General features: G+C 71.6%; 14 protein-coding genes and 4 pseudogenes. 14 read left to right on the top strand and 4 right to left on the bottom strand.

Going from position 1 to position 20,144, the window contains the following annotated elements; translation table 11 throughout:
* The first annotated feature begins 20 nt into the window (after positions 1-20).
* The 3 genes and pseudogenes from KYY02_RS08775 to KYY02_RS08765 form a co-directional block, all read left to right on the top strand.
* Positions 21-1,739 carry a glycoside hydrolase family 6 protein gene (locus KYY02_RS08775; RefSeq protein ID WP_371237056.1) on the top strand — a complete coding sequence of 573 codons (1,719 nt, stop codon included), beginning with the start codon at positions 21-23 and terminating at the stop codon, positions 1,737-1,739.
* 165 nt (positions 1,740-1,904) lie between these two features.
* Positions 1,905-2,789: a class I SAM-dependent methyltransferase gene (locus KYY02_RS08770; RefSeq protein WP_371237055.1), complete on the top strand. Its 885-nt coding sequence runs from the start codon at positions 1,905-1,907 to the stop codon at positions 2,787-2,789.
* Between the two features lie 19 nt (positions 2,790-2,808).
* Positions 2,809-3,133, top strand: a pseudogene (locus KYY02_RS08765) (hypothetical protein); the annotation flags it as partial.
* A 70-nt stretch (positions 3,134-3,203) separates the two neighbouring features.
* Here the strand turns inward: KYY02_RS08765 and KYY02_RS08760 are convergent.
* Entirely contained in the window at positions 3,204-3,992 is a 789-nt protein-coding gene (locus KYY02_RS08760; RefSeq protein ID WP_371237120.1) for an aldo/keto reductase, read from the bottom strand.
* Between the two features lie 135 nt (positions 3,993-4,127).
* Positions 4,128-4,448, bottom strand: a complete 321-nt coding sequence (locus KYY02_RS08755; protein WP_371237119.1) for a helix-turn-helix domain-containing protein — start codon at positions 4,446-4,448, stop codon at positions 4,128-4,130.
* Positions 4,449-4,607: 159 nt separating this feature from the next.
* On the opposite strand from KYY02_RS08755, the gene KYY02_RS08750 reads away from it, so the two are divergent.
* Positions 4,608-5,648: a bile acid:sodium symporter family protein gene (locus KYY02_RS08750; protein ID WP_371237054.1), complete on the top strand. Its 1,041-nt coding sequence runs from the start codon at positions 4,608-4,610 to the stop codon at positions 5,646-5,648.
* Positions 5,649-5,864: 216 nt separating this feature from the next.
* On the opposite strand, the gene fdhD is transcribed toward KYY02_RS08750, so the two are convergent.
* Complete coding sequence (gene fdhD, locus KYY02_RS08745; RefSeq protein WP_371237053.1) at positions 5,865-6,713, bottom strand: formate dehydrogenase accessory sulfurtransferase FdhD; 849 nt, start codon at positions 6,711-6,713, stop codon at positions 5,865-5,867.
* Positions 6,714-6,730: 17 nt separating this feature from the next.
* Positions 6,731-6,960, bottom strand: a pseudogene (locus tag KYY02_RS08740) (2Fe-2S iron-sulfur cluster-binding protein); the annotation flags it as partial.
* Positions 6,961-6,972: 12 nt separating this feature from the next.
* On the opposite strand from KYY02_RS08740, the pseudogene KYY02_RS08735 reads away from it, so the two are divergent.
* The 10 genes and pseudogenes from KYY02_RS08735 to KYY02_RS08695 all read left to right on the top strand — a co-directional run.
* Positions 6,973-7,293: pseudogene (locus KYY02_RS08735) on the top strand (MFS transporter); the annotation flags it as partial.
* Positions 7,262-7,403 (top strand): annotated as a pseudogene (locus tag KYY02_RS33900) (MFS transporter small subunit). The pseudogenes KYY02_RS08735 and KYY02_RS33900, both read left to right, overlap by 32 nt.
* A gap of 143 nt (positions 7,404-7,546) precedes the next feature.
* Positions 7,547-8,494, top strand: a complete 948-nt coding sequence (locus KYY02_RS08730; protein ID WP_371237052.1) for a beta-ketoacyl-ACP synthase III — start codon at positions 7,547-7,549, stop codon at positions 8,492-8,494.
* A gap of 302 nt (positions 8,495-8,796) precedes the next feature.
* The gene (locus KYY02_RS08725) at positions 8,797-9,978 is read left to right on the top strand and encodes an ROK family protein (protein WP_371237051.1); all 1,182 of its coding nucleotides are present in this window, start codon (positions 8,797-8,799) and stop codon (positions 9,976-9,978) included.
* A gap of 272 nt (positions 9,979-10,250) precedes the next feature.
* Entirely contained in the window at positions 10,251-11,768 is a 1,518-nt protein-coding gene (locus KYY02_RS08720; protein WP_371237050.1) for a sugar ABC transporter ATP-binding protein, read from the top strand.
* On the top strand, positions 11,765-12,784 hold the full coding sequence (locus KYY02_RS08715) for an ABC transporter permease (RefSeq protein ID WP_371237049.1): 1,020 nt from the start codon (positions 11,765-11,767) through the stop codon (positions 12,782-12,784). Before KYY02_RS08720 ends, KYY02_RS08715 begins: the two co-directional genes overlap by 4 nt.
* 17 nt (positions 12,785-12,801) lie before the next feature.
* The gene (locus tag KYY02_RS08710) at positions 12,802-13,839 is read left to right on the top strand and encodes a substrate-binding domain-containing protein (RefSeq protein WP_371237048.1); all 1,038 of its coding nucleotides are present in this window, start codon (positions 12,802-12,804) and stop codon (positions 13,837-13,839) included.
* 80 nt (positions 13,840-13,919) lie between these two features.
* Entirely contained in the window at positions 13,920-15,119 is a 1,200-nt protein-coding gene (locus KYY02_RS08705; protein ID WP_371237047.1) for a Gfo/Idh/MocA family protein, read from the top strand.
* A 15-nt stretch (positions 15,120-15,134) separates the two neighbouring features.
* On the top strand, positions 15,135-16,133 hold the full coding sequence (locus tag KYY02_RS08700; protein WP_371237046.1) for a sugar phosphate isomerase/epimerase family protein: 999 nt from the start codon (positions 15,135-15,137) through the stop codon (positions 16,131-16,133).
* Between the two features lie 268 nt (positions 16,134-16,401).
* A complete protein-coding gene (locus tag KYY02_RS08695) occupies positions 16,402-20,118 on the top strand; it encodes a ThuA domain-containing protein (protein WP_371237045.1) in 3,717 nt (1,238 codons plus the stop codon).
* Positions 20,119-20,144: the final 26 nt, after the last annotated feature.

The following is a 20,144-nucleotide window of genomic DNA, read 5'->3' as shown; positions in this document are numbered from 1 at the left end:
ACGGATAGGAAACCCGCACCATGAGTCGCACCAGAACCGCGCTCCTCGCCGCCGTGGCGCTGGTCGCCGGCGCCACCGGGACGGCGATCGCCGCCGTCCCCGGCGAGGCCGGAACGGCCGCCGTCCCCTGCACCGTGGACTACGAGGTCCAGAACCAGTGGTCCACCGGCTTCACCGCGTCCGTGACGGTCACCAACAACGGCGCCGCCAAGTCGTCGTGGGCGGTGAAGTGGTCGTACGCCGGCAACCAGAAGGTCACCAGCGCCTGGAACGCCAAGGTCACCCAGTCCGGTGCCGCCGTCACCGTCGCCAACGAGTCCTACAACGGCACCCTCGCCACCGGGGGATCGGCCTCCTTCGGCTTCCAGGGCACCTACAGCGGCAGCAACGCCGTCCCCGCCACCTTCACCCTCGACGGCGTGACCTGCAACGTCGACTCCGGCGGCGGCCCCACCGATCCGCCGGACCCGACCGACCCGCCCGGCGACCGGGTGAACAACCCCTACGACGGCGCCAAGGTGTACGTGAACCCCGAGTGGTCCGCGAAGGCCGCCGCCGAGCCGGGCGGCAGCCGCATCGCGAACCAGCCCACCGGCGTCTGGCTGGACCGCACCGCCGCCATCAACGGCGTCAACGGCGGCATGGGCCTGCGCGACCACCTCGACGAGGCCCTGCGGCAGAAGGGTTCCGGCGAACTCGTCATCCAGCTGGTCGTCTACAACCTGCCCGGCCGTGACTGCGCCGCCCTCGCCTCCAACGGCGAGTTCGGTCCGACGGAGATCGACAAGTACAAGACGCAGTACATCGACCCGATCAAGGCCATCCTCGCCGACCCGAAGTACGCCGACCTGCGGATCGTCACCACGGTCGAGATCGACTCCCTGCCCAACCTGGTCACCAACGTGACACCGCGGGCCACCGCCACGCCCAACTGCGACGTGATGAAGGCCAACGGCAACTACGTGAAGGGCGTCGGCTACGCCCTGAACAAGCTCGGCGACGTGCCCAACGTCTACAACTACGTGGACGCCGGCCACCACGGCTGGCTGGGCTGGGACGACAACTTCGGCGCCTCCGCCGACATGTTCAAGCAGGCCGCGACCGCCGAGGGCGCGACCGTCGCCGACGTGCACGGCTTCATCGCCAACACGGCCAACTACAGCGCGCTGAAGGAGGACCACTTCTCCATCGGCCAGAGCGTGGCCGGCAAGTCGGTGCGCGAGTCGAAGTGGGTCGACTGGAACCGCTACACCGACGAGCTGTCGTACGCCCAGGCGCTGCGCAACCAGCTGGTCTCGATCGGCTTCGACTCGGGCATCGGCATGCTGATCGACACCTCCCGCAACGGCTGGGGCGGTGCGAACCGGCCCACCGGTCCCGGCGCGACGACCAGCGTGGACACCTACGTGGATGGTGGCCGCTACGACCGCCGCATCCACCTCGGCAACTGGTGCAACCAGTCGGGAGCCGGCCTCGGTGAGCGGCCGCAGGCCTCCCCGGAGCCCGGGATCGACGCCTACGTCTGGATGAAGCCCCCGGGTGAGTCGGACGGGGCGAGCAAGGTCATCCCCAACGACGAGGGCAAGGGCTTCGACCGGATGTGCGACCCGACCTACACCGGTAACCCCCGGAACAACAACAACATGTCGGGTGCGCTGCCCGACGCCCCGATCTCCGGGCACTGGTTCTCCGCCCAGTTCCAGGAGCTGATGAAGAACGCGTACCCGCCGCTGTCGTGACGGGCTGACCACCGGTCCGTCGGAGCAGGACCCGCCGGGTCCGGCCCCGGCGGACCGCCGCGCGCCTCTCCGCACGGCGTCCTTTTGCGGAAGCGGCAACATCGGTTGCCCGCTCCCGGTGCGTCGTCGCACTCTGGCGGCATCCGAGCGGAGAGGCTGAACACCATGGCGCACGACCACGACCACGACCACGACCACCAGCACGGGCACGGGCACGACTGGGCCGAGATGGCGCCCCTGCTCGAATCCGAGGCGGAGCTGTTCACACCGCTCTACGAGCGGGCTCTGAACTGGCTGGCGAAGGAGGTGACGGAACCGGGACTGATCGTGGACGCGGGCAGCGGCCCCGGCGTCATCTCGTGTCTGTTCGCCGAGATCTTCCCGGGCGCGCGGATCGTGGCCGTCGACGGTTCCGAACCGCTGTTGGAGCGGGCCAGGGACCGGGCCGGGCGCCAGGGCGCCGGTGACCGTTTCGACACCCTCGCCGGCGAACTCCCCGATGTCCTCGACGAGCTGGACTACCCGGCCGACCTGCTGTGGGCCAGCCGCAGCGTGCACCACCTCGGGGACCAGGCCGCCGCGCTGGCCGCCTGCGCGGCGCGGCTGGCGCCCGGTGGCACGCTGGCCGTGATGGAGGGCGGACTGCCTCCGCGGTTCCTGCCTCGCGACATCGGGTTCGGCCGGCCCGGTCTCCAGGCACGCATCGACGCGGCGCAGGAGGAGCGGTTCGGCCGGATGCGGGCCGAACTGCCGGGCTCGGTGGCCGTCGTCGAGGACTGGCCGGCCCTGCTCACCTCGGCCGGCCTGCACCACGCCCGCTCGCGCACCTTCCTCCTCGACCTCCCCGCCCCGGTCACGGACCGCACCCGCGCCTACCTGGTCACCGCCCTCACCCGCACCCGCGAGGTCATCGGCGAGGACCTGGACGCCGGCGACCGCGCCACCCTCGACCGCCTCCTCGACCCCGACGACAAGGCGAGCGTCCACCACCGCCCGGACGTGTTCGTCCTGGCGGCCCACACGGTCCACTCGGCGGTGCGGCCCGTGTGACGGCTCGGTCCGGAGCGCTCTCGGCAGCGCCGCCGGGTTCGTGCACGGGCCCGGCAGTCTCCGCGGGGCCACCGCGGGGCGCCTCCCGCTCGAGCGGAGCCGGGAGTGGGGGAGGGCGGTGACCGGGCTCGCCGGGAACACCCGCCTGCGGGTCGCCGAGTGGGCGTGGGCGTCACCTGCTCGCGCCCGGCCCGGGTGGAGCCCCCGTTCCGGGGCGCCTGCGGCAGCCTCCCGCCCGGCCGCCTGCTCACCGCCGGCCGGATCGCCGACTCCGTCGTGGGGCCATGGCGCAGCCGACCGGTGTCGCGACGTCGGCACCGTTCGTACGGCCCGTCGGGCAGCCCGGCCGGGCACCGTCCCGCGGACGCACGACGGCCTCCCCCCGACCGGGGGGAGGCCGTCGGGTGCGCGAGGTCAGTCGTTGAGCTCCGCCGGGTCCGGCCCGATGCGCCGGTCCTCGTTCAGCGCGCTGATCGCGGCGAGGTCCTCCGCGTCCAGAGTGAACCCGAAGACGTCGATGTTCTCCTCGATCCGGGACGGCGTCACCGACTTGGGGATGACGACATTGCCCAGCTGGAGGTGCCAGCGCAGCACCACCTGCGCCGGCGTGCGTCCGTGCTTCCGCGCGATCGCCACGATCGCCGGGACCTCCAGGATCCCCTTGCCGGAACCGAGCGGCGACCACGCCTCGGTCGCGATGCCCCGCTCCGCGTGGTACTCACGCGAGGCGTGCTGCTGCAGGTGCGGGTGCAGCTCGATCTGGTTGACCGCCGGGACGACGGACGTCTCGGCGATCAGACGGTCCAGGTGCTCCGGCAGGAAGTTGGACACGCCGATGGCACGGATCCGGCCGTCGGCGAGCAGCTTCTCGAACGCCTTGTACGTGTCGACGTACCGGTCCCGGGCGGGCGTCGGCCAGTGGATCAGGTAGAGGTCCACGTACTCGAGGCCGAGCTTCGACAGGGACGTGTCGAACGCCCGCAGGGTGGAGTCGTACCCCTGGTCGCTGTTCCAGAGCTTGGTGGTGACGAAGAGCTCCTCGCGCGGGACGCCCGACTTCGCGAGGGCCCGCCCGGTGCCCTCCTCGTTGCCGTAGATCGCCGCGGTGTCGATGCTGCGGTAGCCGGCCTCCAGCGCCGTCGTCACGGCCGTCTCGGCCTCCGCGTCCGGAACCTGCCAGACGCCGAAGCCCAGCTGGGGCATCTCGACACCGTTGTTCAGGATGATCGGGGGGACCTTGCTCACGAGCTCTCGATCCTTCGGTTGTGGTCAGGTACTACAGGTATTACCCCCATCGTCAACGATCACGGCCCGTGATGCATTCCTGACCGGTGAATTTCATGCCCGGCGGAGCGCCCCGATCCCGTACGTTCTTTCGATCGCCTGCTGCTTCAGCGTGAGCGACGGCGTGAGCGGCCCCTGCCCCTCGGCGAACGGCTGCGCCGGGGCGCGGAACGTGCGGATCGACTCGGCCTGCGGGACCAGGGTGCTCGCCGCGACCACGGCCCGCCGCACCCCCGTCTCCAGGTCCGCGTCGCGCACCGGGCGGCCGGGGTCCGGCCGCCGCACGTGCCGGCTCACCGTCGACCGGCGCAACCCGAGCCGTCGTGCCGCCTGCGTGAAGCCCAGCGTCCGGGCCACCGACGGGAACCTCCGCAGGTGCGTCGGGCCGTACGTGCGGCCAGGGCAGTGGCGGTCACCACGGGACGTGACGACGGTGGGAGCGGTGTACCGGATTCCCGATCACGGCGGGAGGGAGCAGGATGGGGAGGGGCGCCCGCACCCCCGAGCACCGAGCACCTGAGCAAGTGGAGCACCGTGAAACGCCTGCGCCGGCCGAGTCGGCTGCCGATCGACCCGTACATCCTGCTGCTGCTCGGGACGGTGGGCCTCGCCGCGCTGCTTCCCGCCCGGGGAGCCTGCGCCGACGTCGTCTCCGGAGCCTCCACCGCCGCGATCGCCCTCCTGTTCTTCCTTTACGGCGCCCGGCTCTCCACCCGCGAGGCGCTGGACGGACTGAAGCACTGGCGGCTCCACGTCACCGTGCTGGCCTGCACCTTCGTCGTCTTCCCGGTGCTGGGACTGGCCGCCCGCGGGCTCGTCCCGGTCCTCCTGACCGACCCGCTCCACCAGGGACTGCTCTTCCTCACCCTGGTCCCCTCGACCATCCAGTCGTCGATCGCGTTCACCTCGATCGCCCGCGGCAACGTGCCCGCCGCGATCTGCGCCGGCTCCTTCTCCTCGCTCGTCGGCATCGTCGTCACCCCGTTGCTCGCGGCGGCGCTGCTGAGCAGCGGCACGGGCGGGTTCTCCGCGGTGTCGGTGGCGCAGATCGTGCTCCAGCTGCTGGTGCCGTTCGCCGCCGGGCAGCTGCTGCGCCGCTGGATCGGCTCCTTCGTCTCCCGGCACCGGAGGGTGCTGGGGCTGGTCGACCGCGGCTCGATCCTGCTCGTCGTCTACACCGCCTTCAGCGAGGGCATGGTGCGGGGCGTCTGGCACCAGGTGAGCCCCGCCCGGCTCGGCGGGCTGCTCGCCGTCGAGGCCGTCCTGCTCGCCGTGATGCTGCTGCTGACCTGGTACGGCGCCAAGGCGCTGCGGTTCGGCCGGGGGGACCGGATCGCGATCCAGTTCGCCGGCTCGAAGAAGTCGCTGGCCGCCGGGCTGCCCATGGCGAGCGTGCTGTTCGGGGCGCAGGCCTCGCTGGCCGTGCTGCCGCTGATGCTGTTCCACCAGATGCAGCTGATGGTGTGCGCGGTGATCGCCAAGCGGCGCTCGCACGACCCCGTCGAGGAGGCCACCGTCCCGGACCGGGCGGGACGGCCGCGGACCGGGGCCGGTACGGGCACACGTTCCGGCTGAGCGTCACGGCGGCCCCGGACGTCGTCGGCGGGTCCGCCGGACGTCGCCGGTCGGTCCGCCGCGCGGCGGGGTCCGTGCCGCCGCGTCGCGGGGCCCGGAGACAGGGAGGCCGGGGCCCCGCGGTCCCAGGTGCGCCCGGCGGACGCCGGGACGGGGCCCGCGGCACAGGGGGCGCTCCCGCCGGCAGGGCCCCGCCGCCGTGCAGCGGGGAGCCGGTCAGCCCCGGGCAGCCGCGGTCCGCAGGACGATGCGCTCCTCACTCGCGTACACGTTCATGGAACCGCCCCGCAGGAAGCCCACCAGGGTCAGCCCCGTCTCCGCCGCCAGGTCCACGGCCAGCGAGGACGGGGCGGAGACCGCCGCCAGCATCGGGATGCCGGCCATGACCGCCTTCTGCGCCAGCTCGAAGGAGGCCCGGCCGGAGACCAGCAGGATCGTCCGGGACAGCGGCAGGTCTCCGCCCTGCAGGGCACGGCCGACCAGCTTGTCGACCGCGTTGTGCCGGCCCACGTCCTCCCGTACGTCGAGCAGCTCGCCGTCCTCGTCGAACAGGGCCGCCGCGTGCAGGCCGCCCGTGCGGTCGAAGACCCGCTGGGCCGCGCGCAACCGGTCGGGCAGGCCCGCCAGCAGCTCCGGCTCCACGCGCAGCGCGGGATCGTCCGCGATGGGGTGGCGGGCCGTGGTGCGCACCGCGTCCAGGCTGGCCTTGCCGCACAGGCCGCAGGAGGACGTGGTGTAGACGTTGCGCTCCAGCGTGATGTCCGGGATCACCACGCCGGGGGAGGTCTTCACGTCCACCACGTTGTAGGTGTTCGAGCCGTCGACGGTCGCGCCCGCGCAGTAGACGATGTTCTGCAGGTCGGAGGCGGTCGCGAGCACTCCCTCGCTCACCAGGAAACCGGCCGCCAGCGCGAAGTCGTCGCCCGGTGTGCGCATGGTGACGGCGAGAGGTCTGCCGTTCAGCCTGATCTCCAGGGGTTCCTCGGCGACGAGCGTGTCGGGGCGACTGGAGACCGCCCCGTCGCGGATGCGGAGCACCTTGCGTCGTTCCGTGACTCGTCCCATGTTCCCACCAGTTCCGCTCAGTCCCGGTTCTGTATGCGTCGACAGCCGAAGCGCCCCTTGACGCACAGGCTGCCGCAGGCCACCGGAGCGTCGTGCGGCGAGGTGACCTTCGCGAGCTCATTGTCCTGTACACGGAGTGCGAGGCCGTGCCCCCTCCGCGGTACGCGCACACGGTCGCCGTCTCCGACTGCCCAGAATCGTCCCGGGTACCCGCCGTCCGCATGCCGCACTCCGACGTGGACGACAGACCCCGGAGGGTACGGCGCCCGCCCAGCTGAAGGACCTCTTCGGCACCTACCGGGTGGGCGCCGTCCACGGGCGGCTCTCCCCACCGGCCGGTCCACGGCGGGTGTGCTCGGGCCGCTGATCGTGAACCGGTTCGCCGACCGTCGGGAGGAGGCGGGCAGGCACGGCCCGTTCTTGTACGGACTGTCGCTGTTCGTCATGGTCGGACTGCTCGTCGCCGGCTTCGTCGCCCAACGAACTGGTCCGGCCCGCTCGCCCCCGCCACCACGCCCTCGGCCACGGGACGCCGAAGGAGGCCGCCGATGACCGGCGACAGCAGCCGGAGTCCGCCTGATCCCGGCCGTCGCGGGCTGATCGCCCTCGCCTGGCTGTTGGGCGGGGGTGCCGCTCGCCCACGGGCTGTACGAGCTCGTGCGGAAGGCGGCCCGGTTGTTCACCGGGTGACTCCGGGTCCCGGGCGGCTCCGGGGCCTGACGGAAGCCGACAAGCCGCGCCCCTGTTTCCTGTCGCTTCACCTGCCTTCGTACCGGTGAGTCACTGATCAGACTGGTGCATCCCGCACCCGACCCACCGAGGGGGACCCACCCATGATCGGCTCGCGCATCGTCGCCGTCGGCCACTACCAGCCTGCCCGGGTGCTCACCAACGAGGACCTGGCGGGCATGGTCGACACCAGCGACGAGTGGATCACGAGCCGGGTGGGCATCCGCACCCGCCACGTCGCCGGCCCCGACGAGCCGGTCGACGAGCTGGCCGCGCACGCCGCCTCCAAGGCGCTGGCAACGGCCGGCCGGACACCCGCCGAGATCGACCTGGTCCTGGTCGCCACGTCCACCGCCATCGACCGCTCGCCCAACATGGCCGCCCGCGTCGCGGCCCGCCTCGGCATGCCCGGACCCGCGGTCATGGACATCAACGTGGTGTGCGCCGGGTTCACCCACGCCCTCGCCACCGCCGACCACGCCGTACGCGCCGGCGGCGCGAGCCGGGTGCTGGTCGTCGGCGCCGACAAGATGACCGACGTGACCGACTGGACCGACCGCACCACCTGCGTGCTCGTCGGCGACGGGGCGGGCGCCGCCGTGGTGGAGGCCTGCGCCCCCGGCAGGGAGGCGGGGATCGGGCCGGTGCTGTGGGGGTCGGTGCCCGAGATGGGGCACGCGGTGCGGATCGAGGGGACGCCGCCGCGGTTCGCGCAGGAGGGCCAGAGCGTCTACCGCTGGGCCGCCACCCGGCTGCCGGTCATCGCCCGCCAGGCCTGCGAGAAGGCGGGGCTGGCGCCCGAGGACCTCGCCGGGGTCGTCCTGCACCAGGCCAACCTGCGGATCATCGAACCCCTCGCCCGCCGGCTCGGCGCCGTCAACGCCGTCGTCGCCCGCGACGTCACCGAGTCCGGCAACACCTCGGCCGCCAGCATCCCGATCGCCTTCTCCAAGCTCGTCGAACGGGGCGAGGTGTCGACCGGCGACCCGGTGCTGCTCTTCGGTTTCGGCGGGAACCTGTCGTACGCGGGACAGGTCGTGCGCTGTCCCTGAGCCCGGACCGGCGTGTCGAGGCCGACCCGGCACCCCCTGGCACGTGTGCGCCGTGGACCGTAGCCGAAGGCAATGATTCCTGAACGACCCGTAGGCGCCTTTCCGCCCTCTTTGCGAGCTGCTTCCCGGCGCTTTCACGGGCTGCTTTGTCCTGTGAGTGGAAAAAGTAGGGGGCGATTCCTGCGCGACTTCTTCCCACCTCCGGCAGGCGCTGCTACTTTCCCATCCGAAAGCACGCCACACACGTGGCCGGAATCCGGCGCGCTCGGGCCGGTCGAGTCGGGGAGGGGTTCGTGAGACGCATGACAGCGCGACCCGCCAACGCCCACCAGGCCCGACTGCTCAGGCTGCTGCGCGACGGCGGACCCAACTCCCGTGCCCAGCTGGGCGACCAGGTCGACCTCTCCCGGTCGAAACTGGCCGTGGAGGTGGACCGGCTGCTGGAGACGGACCTCGTCGTGGCCGACGGACTCGCCGCCTCGCGCGGCGGTCGGCGCTCCCACAACATCCGGCTCAACCCGCACCTGCGGTTCCTCGGCGTCGACATCGGCGCGACCTCGGTCGACGTCGCCGTCACCAACGCCGAACTGGAGATCCTCGGGCACATCAACCAGCCCATGGACGTGCGCGAGGGGCCGGTCGCGGTCTTCGAGCACGTACTCGCCATGGCCGGGAAGCTGAAGGCTTCGGGGCTCGCGGAGGGGTTCGACGGCGCCGGCATCGGCGTCCCGGGGCCGGTCCGCTTCCCCGAGGGCATCCCGGTGGCTCCGCCGATCATGCCGGGCTGGGACGGCTTCCCCGTGCGGGAGGCGCTCAGCCAGGATCTCGGCTGCCCGGTCATGGTCGACAACGACGTGAACCTGATGGCGATGGGGGAGCAGCACGCGGGCGTCGCCCGCACCGTCGCCGACTTCCTCTGCGTCAAGATCGGTACCGGCATCGGCTGCGGCATCGTCGTCGGCGGTGAGGTCTACCGCGGCACGACGGGCAGCGCGGGCGACATCGGGCACATCCAGGCCGTGCCCGACGGCCGTCCGTGCGCCTGCGGCAACCGGGGCTGCCTGGAGGCGCACTTCTCCGGCGCGGCCCTCGCCCGGGACGCCATGGAGGCCGCCGAACAACGGCTCTCCGGCGAACTCACCGCCCGGCTGGAGGCGAACGGCACGCTCAGCGCCGTCGACGTCGCCGCCGCGGCCGCGGCCGGTGACGCCACCGCCCTCGATCTGATCCGCGAGGGCGGCAACCGCACCGGCCAGGTCATCGCCGGCCTGGTCAGCTTCTTCAACCCCGGCCTGGTGGTGGTCGGCGGCGGGGTGACCGGCCTCGGCCACACCCTGCTCGCCGCGATCCGCACCCAGGTCTACCGCGGCTCGCTGCCCCTGGCCACCGGCAACCTGCCGATCGTGCTGGGGGAGCTGGGACCCACCGCCGGAGTCATCGGCGCGGCCCGGCTCATCAGCGACCACCTGTTCTCACCCGCGTAAGCAGCCTCACCGCACCTTCGTCGAACCTGGTCCCGGCACCACCGCCTCCTCGCGCCACGGCACCACCACATCCGCTCCACGGCATCCGCGCCGCCGCACCTGCTCCACGGCACCTGCTCCACGGCATCCGCGCCGCCGCACCTGCTCCACCGCACGGAACAGTCCACCCGTACCAGGCACCGCCACCGCCCTACCCCGTCCTGCCCGAAAACTCCTGCCCCGTGAGGGGATCGCCCTGTCACCGGCCCGTACGCCCGCCGAGGGGAATCCGCATGGCACCACAACCACCGCTGCTCAGCATGTCCGGCATCACCAAGTCGTTCCCCGGAGTCCGGGCCCTGGACGGCGTCGACCTCGACGTCCAGGCCGGCGAGGTGCACTGCCTGCTCGGCCAGAACGGCGCCGGGAAATCCACCCTGATCAAGGTACTGGCCGGCGCCCACCAGCCCGACACCGGCACCATCCGCTGGCGCGGTGAGGACGTCACCCTGCGTTCGCCGATCGCCGCCATGCGTCTGGGCATCGCCACCATCTACCAGGAACTCGACCTGGTGGAGCACCTGTCGGTCGCCGAGAACGTCCACCTGGGCCACGAGCCGACCACGGCCGGCTTCGTCGTCCGCTCGGGAGCGGCCAGGGCGTCGACGGCGCAGCTGCTGAAGCGGCTCGGCCATCCCGAGATCGACCCCGCCCGGCTGGTCGGCGAACTCCCGGCGGCGCAGCAGCAGATCGTTTCCATGGCACGGGCGCTCTCCCACGACGTACGGCTCATCGTGATGGACGAGCCGTCCGCCGCGCTCGACCCGGACGAGGTCGACAACCTCTTCCGCATCGTCGGCGACCTCACCGCCGACGGAGTCGCCGTCGTCTACATCTCGCACCGCCTGGAGGAGATCCGCCGCATCGGCGACCGGGTGACCGTGCTGAAGGACGGCCGAGCCGTCGCCGGCGGGCTGCCCGCGAAGTCGACGCCGACCCGCGAGGTCGTCGCGCTGATGACCGGACGCAACGTGGAGTACGTCTTCCCGGAGCGGCCCGCCGCCGCCGCGCGGGGCGAACCGGTGCTCGTCGTCGAAGGTCTGTCCCGTGAGGGCGAGTTCGCCCCGCTCGACCTCCAGGTGCGGCCCGGGGAGATCGTCGGGTTCGCCGGACTCGTCGGCTCCGGGCGCTCCGAGATCCTGGAGACGGTCTACGGCGCCCGCAAACCCGACACCGGCCGGGTCCTCGTCGACGGACGCCCCCTGAAGCCGGGCAGCGTACGGGCCGCCGTACGCGCCGGACTCGGACTCGCCCCCGAGGAGCGCAAGGCGCAGGCCCTGCTGATGCTGGAGTCCGTCACCCGCAACGTGTCGGTCTCCTCCATGTCCCGCTTCGCGAGGGCCGGCTGGATCGACCGTGGCGCCGAACGGGGGGCGGCACGCGCGGCGGTCCGCGAGCTGTCCCTGCGGCCCGACAACCCGGACGTTCCCGTGCGCACCCTGTCCGGCGGCAACCAGCAGAAGGCCGTGCTCGCCCGCTGGCTGCTGCGCGGCTGCCGGGTGCTGCTGCTCGACGAACCCACCCGGGGCGTCGACGTCGGCGCCCGCGCCGAGCTCTACGCGGTCGTCCGCCGGCTGGCGGACGAGGGCCTCGCCGTGCTGCTGGTCTCCAGCGAGGTGCCCGAGGTGCTCGGCCTCGCCGACCGCGTCCTGGTGCTGCGCGAGGGCAGCGTCGTCCACACGGCGCCCGCCCGTGAACTCGACGAACACCGTGTACTCGACCTCGTCATGGAAGGAAGCCCGGCGTCATGACGCAGCCCGTCTCCCCGCCGCGGGACAGCGCCCCCAAGGCGCCGTCGGCCGACGAGAAGCCCGCCTGGCGCGCCGTGTTGTTCCGCGCCGACGTCCGCACGCTGTCGCTGCTCGGCGTGCTCGCCGTACTGGTCCTCATCGGCGGCGTCACCAAACCGGACGAGTTCCTGGACACCCGCAACCTCCAGCTGGTCCTCACCCAGGCCTCCGTCATCGGTGTCGTCACCGTCGGCATGACCTTCGTGATCATCTCCGGCGGCATCGACCTGTCGGTCGGCGCGATCGTCGCCCTCGCCTCGGTGTGGGCCACCACCGTCGCCACCCAGGAGTACGGCTTCGGCGGCATCCTCTTCACCGCCGTCCTCGTCGGACTGGGATGCGGCCTGGTCAACGGGGTGCTCATCGCGTACGGCGGGATGGTCCCGTTCATCGCCACCCTCGCCATGCTCGCCTCGGCCCGCGGCCTCGCCCTGCAGATCACCGACGGCCGGACGCAGATCGTCACCGTCGACGGCGTCCTCGACCTCGGTGAACGCGACTCCTACGTGCTCGGCGTCCCGCCGCTGGTCCTCGTGTTCGCCGCGGTCACCGTCGTCGGCTGGCTGCTCCTCAACCGGACCACCTTTGGCCGCCGCACCGTCGCCGTCGGCGGCAACGCGGAGGCCGCCCGGCTCGCCGGCATCGACGTGCGCCGCCAGCGGCTCTACCTCTACCTGCTGTCCGGGCTGTGCTGCGGCATCGCCGCCTTCCTGCTGATCGTGCTGGCCGGCTCCGGCCAGAACACCAACGGCAACCTCTACGAACTCGACGCCATCGCCGCCGCGATCATCGGCGGCACCCTGCTCACCGGGGGCCGGGGCACCATCGTCGGCTCCGTCCTGGGTGTCCTGATCTTCACCACGATCACCAACATCTTCGCCCTGAACAACCTGCAGAGCGACGTCCAGCAGATCGCCAAGGGCGCGATCATCGTCGCCGCCGTGCTGGTCCAGCGCCGTACCGCGAGCACGACCTGAAGAAGGGGTTCACCGCCATGCCAGAGTTCACCAGCCGCAGAGGCCTGCTCTTCGGAGCGGCCGCCGTGTCCGCCGGCGCCCTCGTCACCGGCTGCACCAGCAACGAGACCAGCGACGACAAGCCGGCCGCGAACGACCAGCCCGCCGACGACCGGCCCGGCAAGCCGGTCACCATCGGCTTCGCCGGACCGCAGGCCGACCACGGCTGGCTCAACGCCATCAACGACAACGCCAAGAAGCGGGCGGAGAAGTACTCCGACGTCACCCTGGAGATCACCGAGGGCTCCAACGACACCGCCCAGCAGATCGGCCAGATCGAGACCCTCATCAACAAGAAGGTCGACGTCCTGGTGATCCTGCCCGCCGACGGCAAGGCGCTCACCCAGGTCGGACTGAAGGCGATGCGCGCCGGCATCCCGGTCGTCAACCTCGACCGGATCTTCAACACCCCGCAGGCGTACCGCTGCTGGGTCGGCGGCGACAACTACGGCATGGGCCTCAACGCAGGCCACTACATCGGCGAGAAGCTCAAGGGCAAGACGGACGCCAAGGTCGTCGAGCTGGCCGGTCTGGACAACCTGGAACTGACCAAGCAGCGCACCCAGGGCTTCGACGACGCGCTCAAGAACTACCCCAACATCAGCAAGGTGGCCCGCCAGGCCGCCGAGTTCACCGTCGAGTCCGGCCAGGCCAAGACGGCCCAGCTGCTCCAGGCACAGTCGCGGATCGACGCGCTGTGGAACCACGACGACGACCAGGGCGTGGGCGCGCTGCGCGCCATCGAGCAGGCCGGGCGCGACGAGTTCCTGATGGTGGGCGGCGCGGGCGCGCTCGCCGCCTTCGAGGCCATCAAGGCCGACAGGGGTGTCCTGAAGGCCACCGTCCTGTACCCGCCGACGATGGCCGCCTCCGCGATCGACCTGGCCCGCGCCCTCGGCCAGGACAAGGGCGTCGGCGGCCTCGCGGAGTTCGAGATCCCCTCGTCGGTGACCTGCTACTCGGCCGTCGTCGACAAGGAGAACGTGGACCAGTACATGCCCACCGGCTTCAGATGAGGGGCCCCGCCCCACGGGCCTGACCAGCCCTCCGGGCGGGGATCACCCCCGCCCGCCACGACGACGAGGAGGACATCCGAATGGCACAGCCGCAAGCGTCCGACGGGGCTCAGCCGGGGAGGCCACCGCTGCGCATCGGCATGGTCGGTTACGCCTTCATGGGCGCCGCCCACTCCCAGGGCTGGCGCACCGCGGGCCGCGTCTTCGACCTGCCGCTGAGCCCCGACCTGGCCGTGATCTGCGGCCGGGACGCCGACGCCGTGCGCACGGCGGCCGACCGGCACGGCTGGGCGGCGACCGAGACCGACTGGCGCGCCCTCGTCGAACGGGACGACGTCGACCTCGTCGACATCTGCACCCCCGGCGACAGCCACGCCGAGATCGCGCTCGCCGCGCTCGCCGCGGGCAAGCACGTGCTGTGCGAGAAACCCCTCGCCAACACCGTCGCGGAGGCCGAGGCGATGGTCCGCGCCGCCGAGGACGCCCGGGAGCGGGGTCAGCTGGCGATGGTCGGCTTCAACTACCGCCGCGTTCCCGCGACCGCGCTGGCCCGGCGGATGGTGGCCGAGGGCCGGATCGGCACGCTGCGGCACGTGCGGGTCGCGTACCTGCAGGACTGGCTGGTGAACCCGCAGTTCCCGCTGACCTGGCGGCTGCGGCGCGAGCAGGCCGGCTCCGGTTCGCTCGGCGACCTCGGCGCGCACATCGTCGACCTGGCGCAGTACCTGGCCGGCGAGCAGTTGGCGGGTGTCTCCGCGCTCACCGAGACGTTCGTACGGGAGCGGCCGCTGCCCACCGCCCCCGGCCCGGCCGCCGTCTCCGCCGGCACCGGCCAGGTCACCGTCGACGACGCCGCCCTGTTCACCGGCCGCTTCGCCTCCGGCGCCCTCGCCTCCTTCGAGGCCACCCGGTACGCCACCGGACGCAAGAACGCCCTGCGCATCGAACTCAACGGCGAGCGCGGCTCGCTCGCCTTCGACCTGGAACGGCTCAACGAGCTGTCGTACCACGACGGCACCGAGCCCGGCACGCACGCCGGCTTCCGCCGCATCCTCGTCACCGAACCCGACCACCCCTACCTCGAGGGCTGGTGGCCGCCGGGCCACGGCCTCGGCTACGAGCACACCTTCGTGCACCAGGCCCGCGACCTGGTCCACGCGGTCGCCGAGGGCCGCAGCCCCGATCCCTCCTTCGCCGACGGGCTCCAGGTGCAGCGCGTCCTGGCGGCGGTGGAGGAGAGCGCCGAGAAGAACTCCGTCTACACACCGATCGCCGCCTGAGGAGGACGGACCGAGATGCCGCGCAACTTCACGCTGTTCACCGGCCAGTGGGCGGACCTGCCACTGGAGGAGGTCTGCCGACTCGCCCGCGACTTCGGCTACGACGGTCTCGAACTCGCCTGCTGGGGCGACCACTTCGAGGTGGACAGGGCACTCGCCGATCCGTCCTACGTCGCCGGACGCCACCAGCTCCTGGAGAAGTACGGCCTGCAGTGCTGGGCGATCTCCAACCACCTGGTGGGGCAGGCGGTGTGCGACGCCATCATCGACGAACGCCACCGGGCGATCCTGCCCGCCCGCATCTGGGGCGACGGCGAGGCCGAGGGGGTACGGCAGCGGGCCGCCGCCGAGATCAAGGACACCGCGCGCGCCGCGGCCCTCCTCGGCGTCGACACCGTCATCGGCTTCACCGGCTCCGCCATCTGGCACCTGGTCGCCATGTTCCCGCCCGCCCCCGAGTCGATGATCGAACGCGGCTACGAGGACTTCGCCGAGCGGTGGAACCCGATCCTGGACGTCTTCGACGCCGAGGGCGTGCGGTTCGCGCACGAGGTCCACCCCAGCGAGATCGCCTACGACTACTGGACGACCGTACGCGCCCTGGACGCGGTCGGCCGTCGGCCGGCCTTCGGCCTCAACTTCGACCCCTCCCACTTCGTCTGGCAGGACCTCGACCCGGTCGGTTTCCTGTGGGACTTCCGCGACCGGATCTACCACGTCGACTGCAAGGAGGCCCGCAGGCGTCTCGACGGCCGCAACGGCCGCCTCGGTTCCCACCTGCCCTGGGGGGACCCCCGGCGCGGCTGGGACTTCGTCTCCGCCGGCCACGGGGACGTGCCCTGGGAGGACGTCTTCCGGATGCTGCGCTCCATCGACTACCGGGGGCCCGTCTCCGTCGAGTGGGAGGACGCCGGCATGGACCGGCTCCAGGGTGCCCCCGAGGCGCTCACCCGCCTCAGGGCCTTCGACTTCGAGCCGCCCAGCGCGTCCTTCGACGCCGCGTTCAACAGCTGACCCGGGCGCCCGGCTACAGGTCGGGGACGGGGCCGGCGCATCCGCCGGTCCCCGGTCCGACCTGCCCGGATCCCGCTTTGTCCTGGGCCGGGGAAAAGTTCGACCGGTTCCGTTCCCAGGGGTGTTCGCCCCGGAGGAACACGGTTACCGTCCCTGAAGTGTTCAGGACACCCACACCTCCGGGGTGACGGCGCACCCCGGCGCCCGCACGCACCACACGTCTTCGCACCTGTTCCGTACGGCCCCATCCCGTTCCCGGAGGGACTTCGTGCACAGAAGCAGACTCACATCCACCAGCACCACGAGGCGTCGTTCCGGACTCCGCAGCGGTCTCGCCCTGTTCACCGGCCTGCTGCTGGCCGTGGGCACCCCGGCGACCGTCGCCGGCGCCCACCCCGGCCACCCGGAGCACGACGAACCGGCAGCCGCCGAAGGGCAGTTCCAGCAGGTGCCGCTCGCCAAGGGCGAACCCGAGACGGGCGAGCCGATGTCACTCGCCGTGCTCCCGGACCGCAGCGTCCTGCACACCTCGCGCGACGGCACGCTGCGCCTCACCGACCAGGGCGGCGTCACCAGGGTCGCCGGCAAGATCGACGTCTACAGCCACGACGAGGAGGGCCTGCAGGGCGTCGGCATCGACCCGGACTTCGAGAACAACCGGGCGATCTACCTCTACTACGCCCCGCCGCTCGACACCCCCGCGGGCGACGCCCCGGAGACCGGTACCGCCGAGGACTTCAGGAAGTTCGACGGCGTCAACCGCCTCTCCCGGTTCGTCCTCAACCCCAACGGCACACTGGACCCGGCCAGCGAGAAGAAGGTCCTGGACGTCGCTGCCTCCCGCGGCACCTGCTGCCACGTCGGCGGCGACATCGCCTTCGACGCCGAGGGCAACCTCTATCTGTCCACCGGCGACGACACCAACCCCTTCGCCTCCGACGGCTACACGCCGATCGACGAGCGGCCGGACCGCAACCCGGCCTTCGACGCCCGCCGCAGCTCCGGCAACACCAACGACCTGCGCGGCAAGATCCTCCGCATCAAGGTCGCCGAGGACGGCTCGTACACCGTCCCGGAGGGCAACCTCTTCGAACCGGGCACGGAGAAGACCCGCCCCGAGATCTACGCGATGGGCTTCCGCAATCCGTTCCGGATGAACATCGACAAGAAGACCGGCACCATCTACGTGGGCGAATACGGCCCCGACGCCGGCGCCGCCGACCCGGGCCGGGGCCCGGCGGGACAGGTCGAGTTCGCCAGGGTCACCGGGCCCGCCAACTTCGGCTGGCCGTTCTGCACCGGCGACAACGACGCCTACAACGACTACGACTTCGCCACCGGCGCCTCCGGCGAGAAGTTCGACTGTGCCGCCCCGAAGAACACCTCCCCGCACAACACCGGCCTCGTCGACCTGCCGCCCGCGCAGGCCGCCTGGATCCCCTACGACGGCGGCTCCGTACCCGAGTTCGGCAGCGGCTCCGAGTCCCCGATGGGCGGCCCGGTCTACCGCTACGACCCCGACCTCGAGTCCTCGGTGAAGTTCCCCGAGGCGTACGACGGCGACTTCTTCGCCGGCGAGTTCGGCCGCCGCTGGATCAAGCGGATCGAGCAGAACGAGGACGGCACGGTCGCGAAGATCAACGACTTCCCGTGGACCGGCACCCAGATCATGGACATGGAGTTCGGCCCCGACGGCGCGCTCTACGTCCTGGACTACGGTCTGTCCTGGTTCCAGGGCGACAAGGACTCCGCCCTGTACCGGATCGAGAACGCCGAGGACGGCTTCTCACCGATCGCCGAGGCCGGCGCGGACAAGACGTCCGGCGCGGCCGGGCTGAGGGTCAGGTTCACCGGCAGTGCCAAGGACGCCGACTCCCCGGACCTCACCTACAGCTGGGACTTCGGCGACGGTGCCAAGGGCGAGGGGCTCACCCCCACCCACCGCTACAGGAAGGCCGGCACCTACACCGCGACCTTCACCGCGAAGGACCCCGAGGGCAACACCGGCAGCGCCAGCGTCCGGATCGTGGTCGGCAACACCGAACCCACGGTGAAGATCACCGTCCCGGGCAACGGCAGCCTGGCCGCCTTCGGCGAGCCCGTGCCGTTCAAGGTGACCGTCAACGACCCCGAGGAGCGGATCGACTGCTCCAGGGTCAAGGTCGTCTACAGCCTCGGCCACGACTCCCACGCCCACGAGCTGACCGGCGAGACGGGCTGCGAAGGCACCCTCGAGCCGCCCGCCGGGGACGGCGGCCACGACCCCAACGCCAACATCTACGGCGTCGTCGGCGCCAGTTACACCGACGGCGGGGCGAACGGCCAGGAGGCGCTGACCGGCACCGCCCGCACCGTGCTCCAGCCGCCGCACCGCCAGGCCGAGCACTTCGGCGCCCAGCAGGGCGTGTCGGTGATCGACAAGACCGGCGCCAACGGCGGCAGGACCGTCGGCGACATCCACGACGGCGACTGGATCTCCTTCAGCCCCTACAGGTTCGACGGGCAGAAGAAGATGACCGTACGGGCCTCCTCCGGCGGCGCCGGCGGCTTCGTCGAGCTGCGCACCGGCTCGCCCACCGGCAAGCTGCACGGCTCGGCGTACATCCCGCCGACCGGCGGCTGGGAGACGTTCCAGGACGTCGACGTGCCGCTGCGGTCGCTGCCGAAGAGGACCACGGAGATCTACCTGGTCTTCCGGGGCGGCGAGGGCGCGCTGTACGACGTGGACGACTTCGAGTTCTCCACCGAGCCGTTCACGTCCGGCAAGAAGGTCCTGGTCTTCACCAGGACGGCGGGCTTCCGGCACGACTCCGTCCCGGAGGGAGTCGCCGCGCTGAAGGAGCTGGGCGCCCCGGCCGGCATCTCGGTCACGGCGACCGAGGAGGCCCGGCAGTTCACCACCGCCAACCTCGCCAAGTACGACGCGGTGGCCTTCCTGTCCACCACCGGTGACGTCCTCGACGCCGACCAGCAGAAAGCGTTCGAGAACTACGTCAGGAACGGCGGCGGCTACATGGGCGTCCACGCCGCCGCCGACACCGAGTACGACTGGGAGTTCTACGGCGGCCTCGTCGGCGCCCGCTTCGACTCGCACCCGGCCGTCCAGAAGGCCACCGTGCGCGTCCACGACCACGACCACCCGTCCACCGCGCACCTGGGCGACACCTGGGAGCGCACCGACGAGTGGTACAACTACCGCGCCAACCCGCGCGAGCAGGTCAAGGTCCTCGCCACCCTCGACGAGACGACCTACGACGGCGGCACCATGAAGGGCGACCACCCGATCGCCTGGTGCCAGAGCTACGGCGGCGGCCGGTCCTTCTACACCGGTGGCGGCCACACCAAGGAGTCGTACGCCGACGAGGCCTTCCGCGGACACCTGCTCGGCGGCCTCCAGTACGCCACCGGCCAGGTGAAGGCGGACTGCAAGCCGGACAAGGGCTACCGGGAGATCTTCAACGGTCAGACCCTGGACGGCTGGAAGCAGGCCGGCCCCGGCACGTTCGACGTCAAGGACGGCACCCTGGAGTCCGAGGGCGGCATGGGGCTGCTCTGGTACCAGGCCAAGGAGCTGAAGGCGTACTCGCTCAAGCTCGACTGGAAGATGCGGGGCGACGACAACTCCGGGGTCTTCGTGGGCTTCCCGGCCTCCGACGACCCCTGGTCCGCGGTGCACAAGGGCTACGAGATCCAGATCGACGCCACGGACGCGGCCGACCGCACCACGGGCTCCGTCTACTCGTTCAAGTCGGCGAACATCAAGGCCCGTGACCAGGTCCTGCGCCCGCCCGGCCAGTGGAACTCCTACGAGATCAAGGTCCGGGGCGAACGCCTCCAGGTGTTCCTCAACGGAGTCAAGATCAACGACTTCACCAACAAGGACCCCGAGCGGAGCCTGACCGACGGCCACATCGGCCTGCAGAACCACGGCGCCGGCGACCAGGTCTCCTTCCGCGACATCCAGCTGAAGGAACTGCCCTCCTAGGGCGACCGGAACGGCGGCGGGCGGAG

Source organism: Streptomyces pimonensis (assembly GCF_041380215.1).
Lineage (GTDB): Bacteria > Actinomycetota > Actinomycetes > Streptomycetales > Streptomycetaceae > Streptomyces > Streptomyces pimonensis.
The sequence above is the reverse complement of the archived record's forward strand: the minus strand, read 5'-3'. Positions and strand labels throughout refer to the sequence as shown.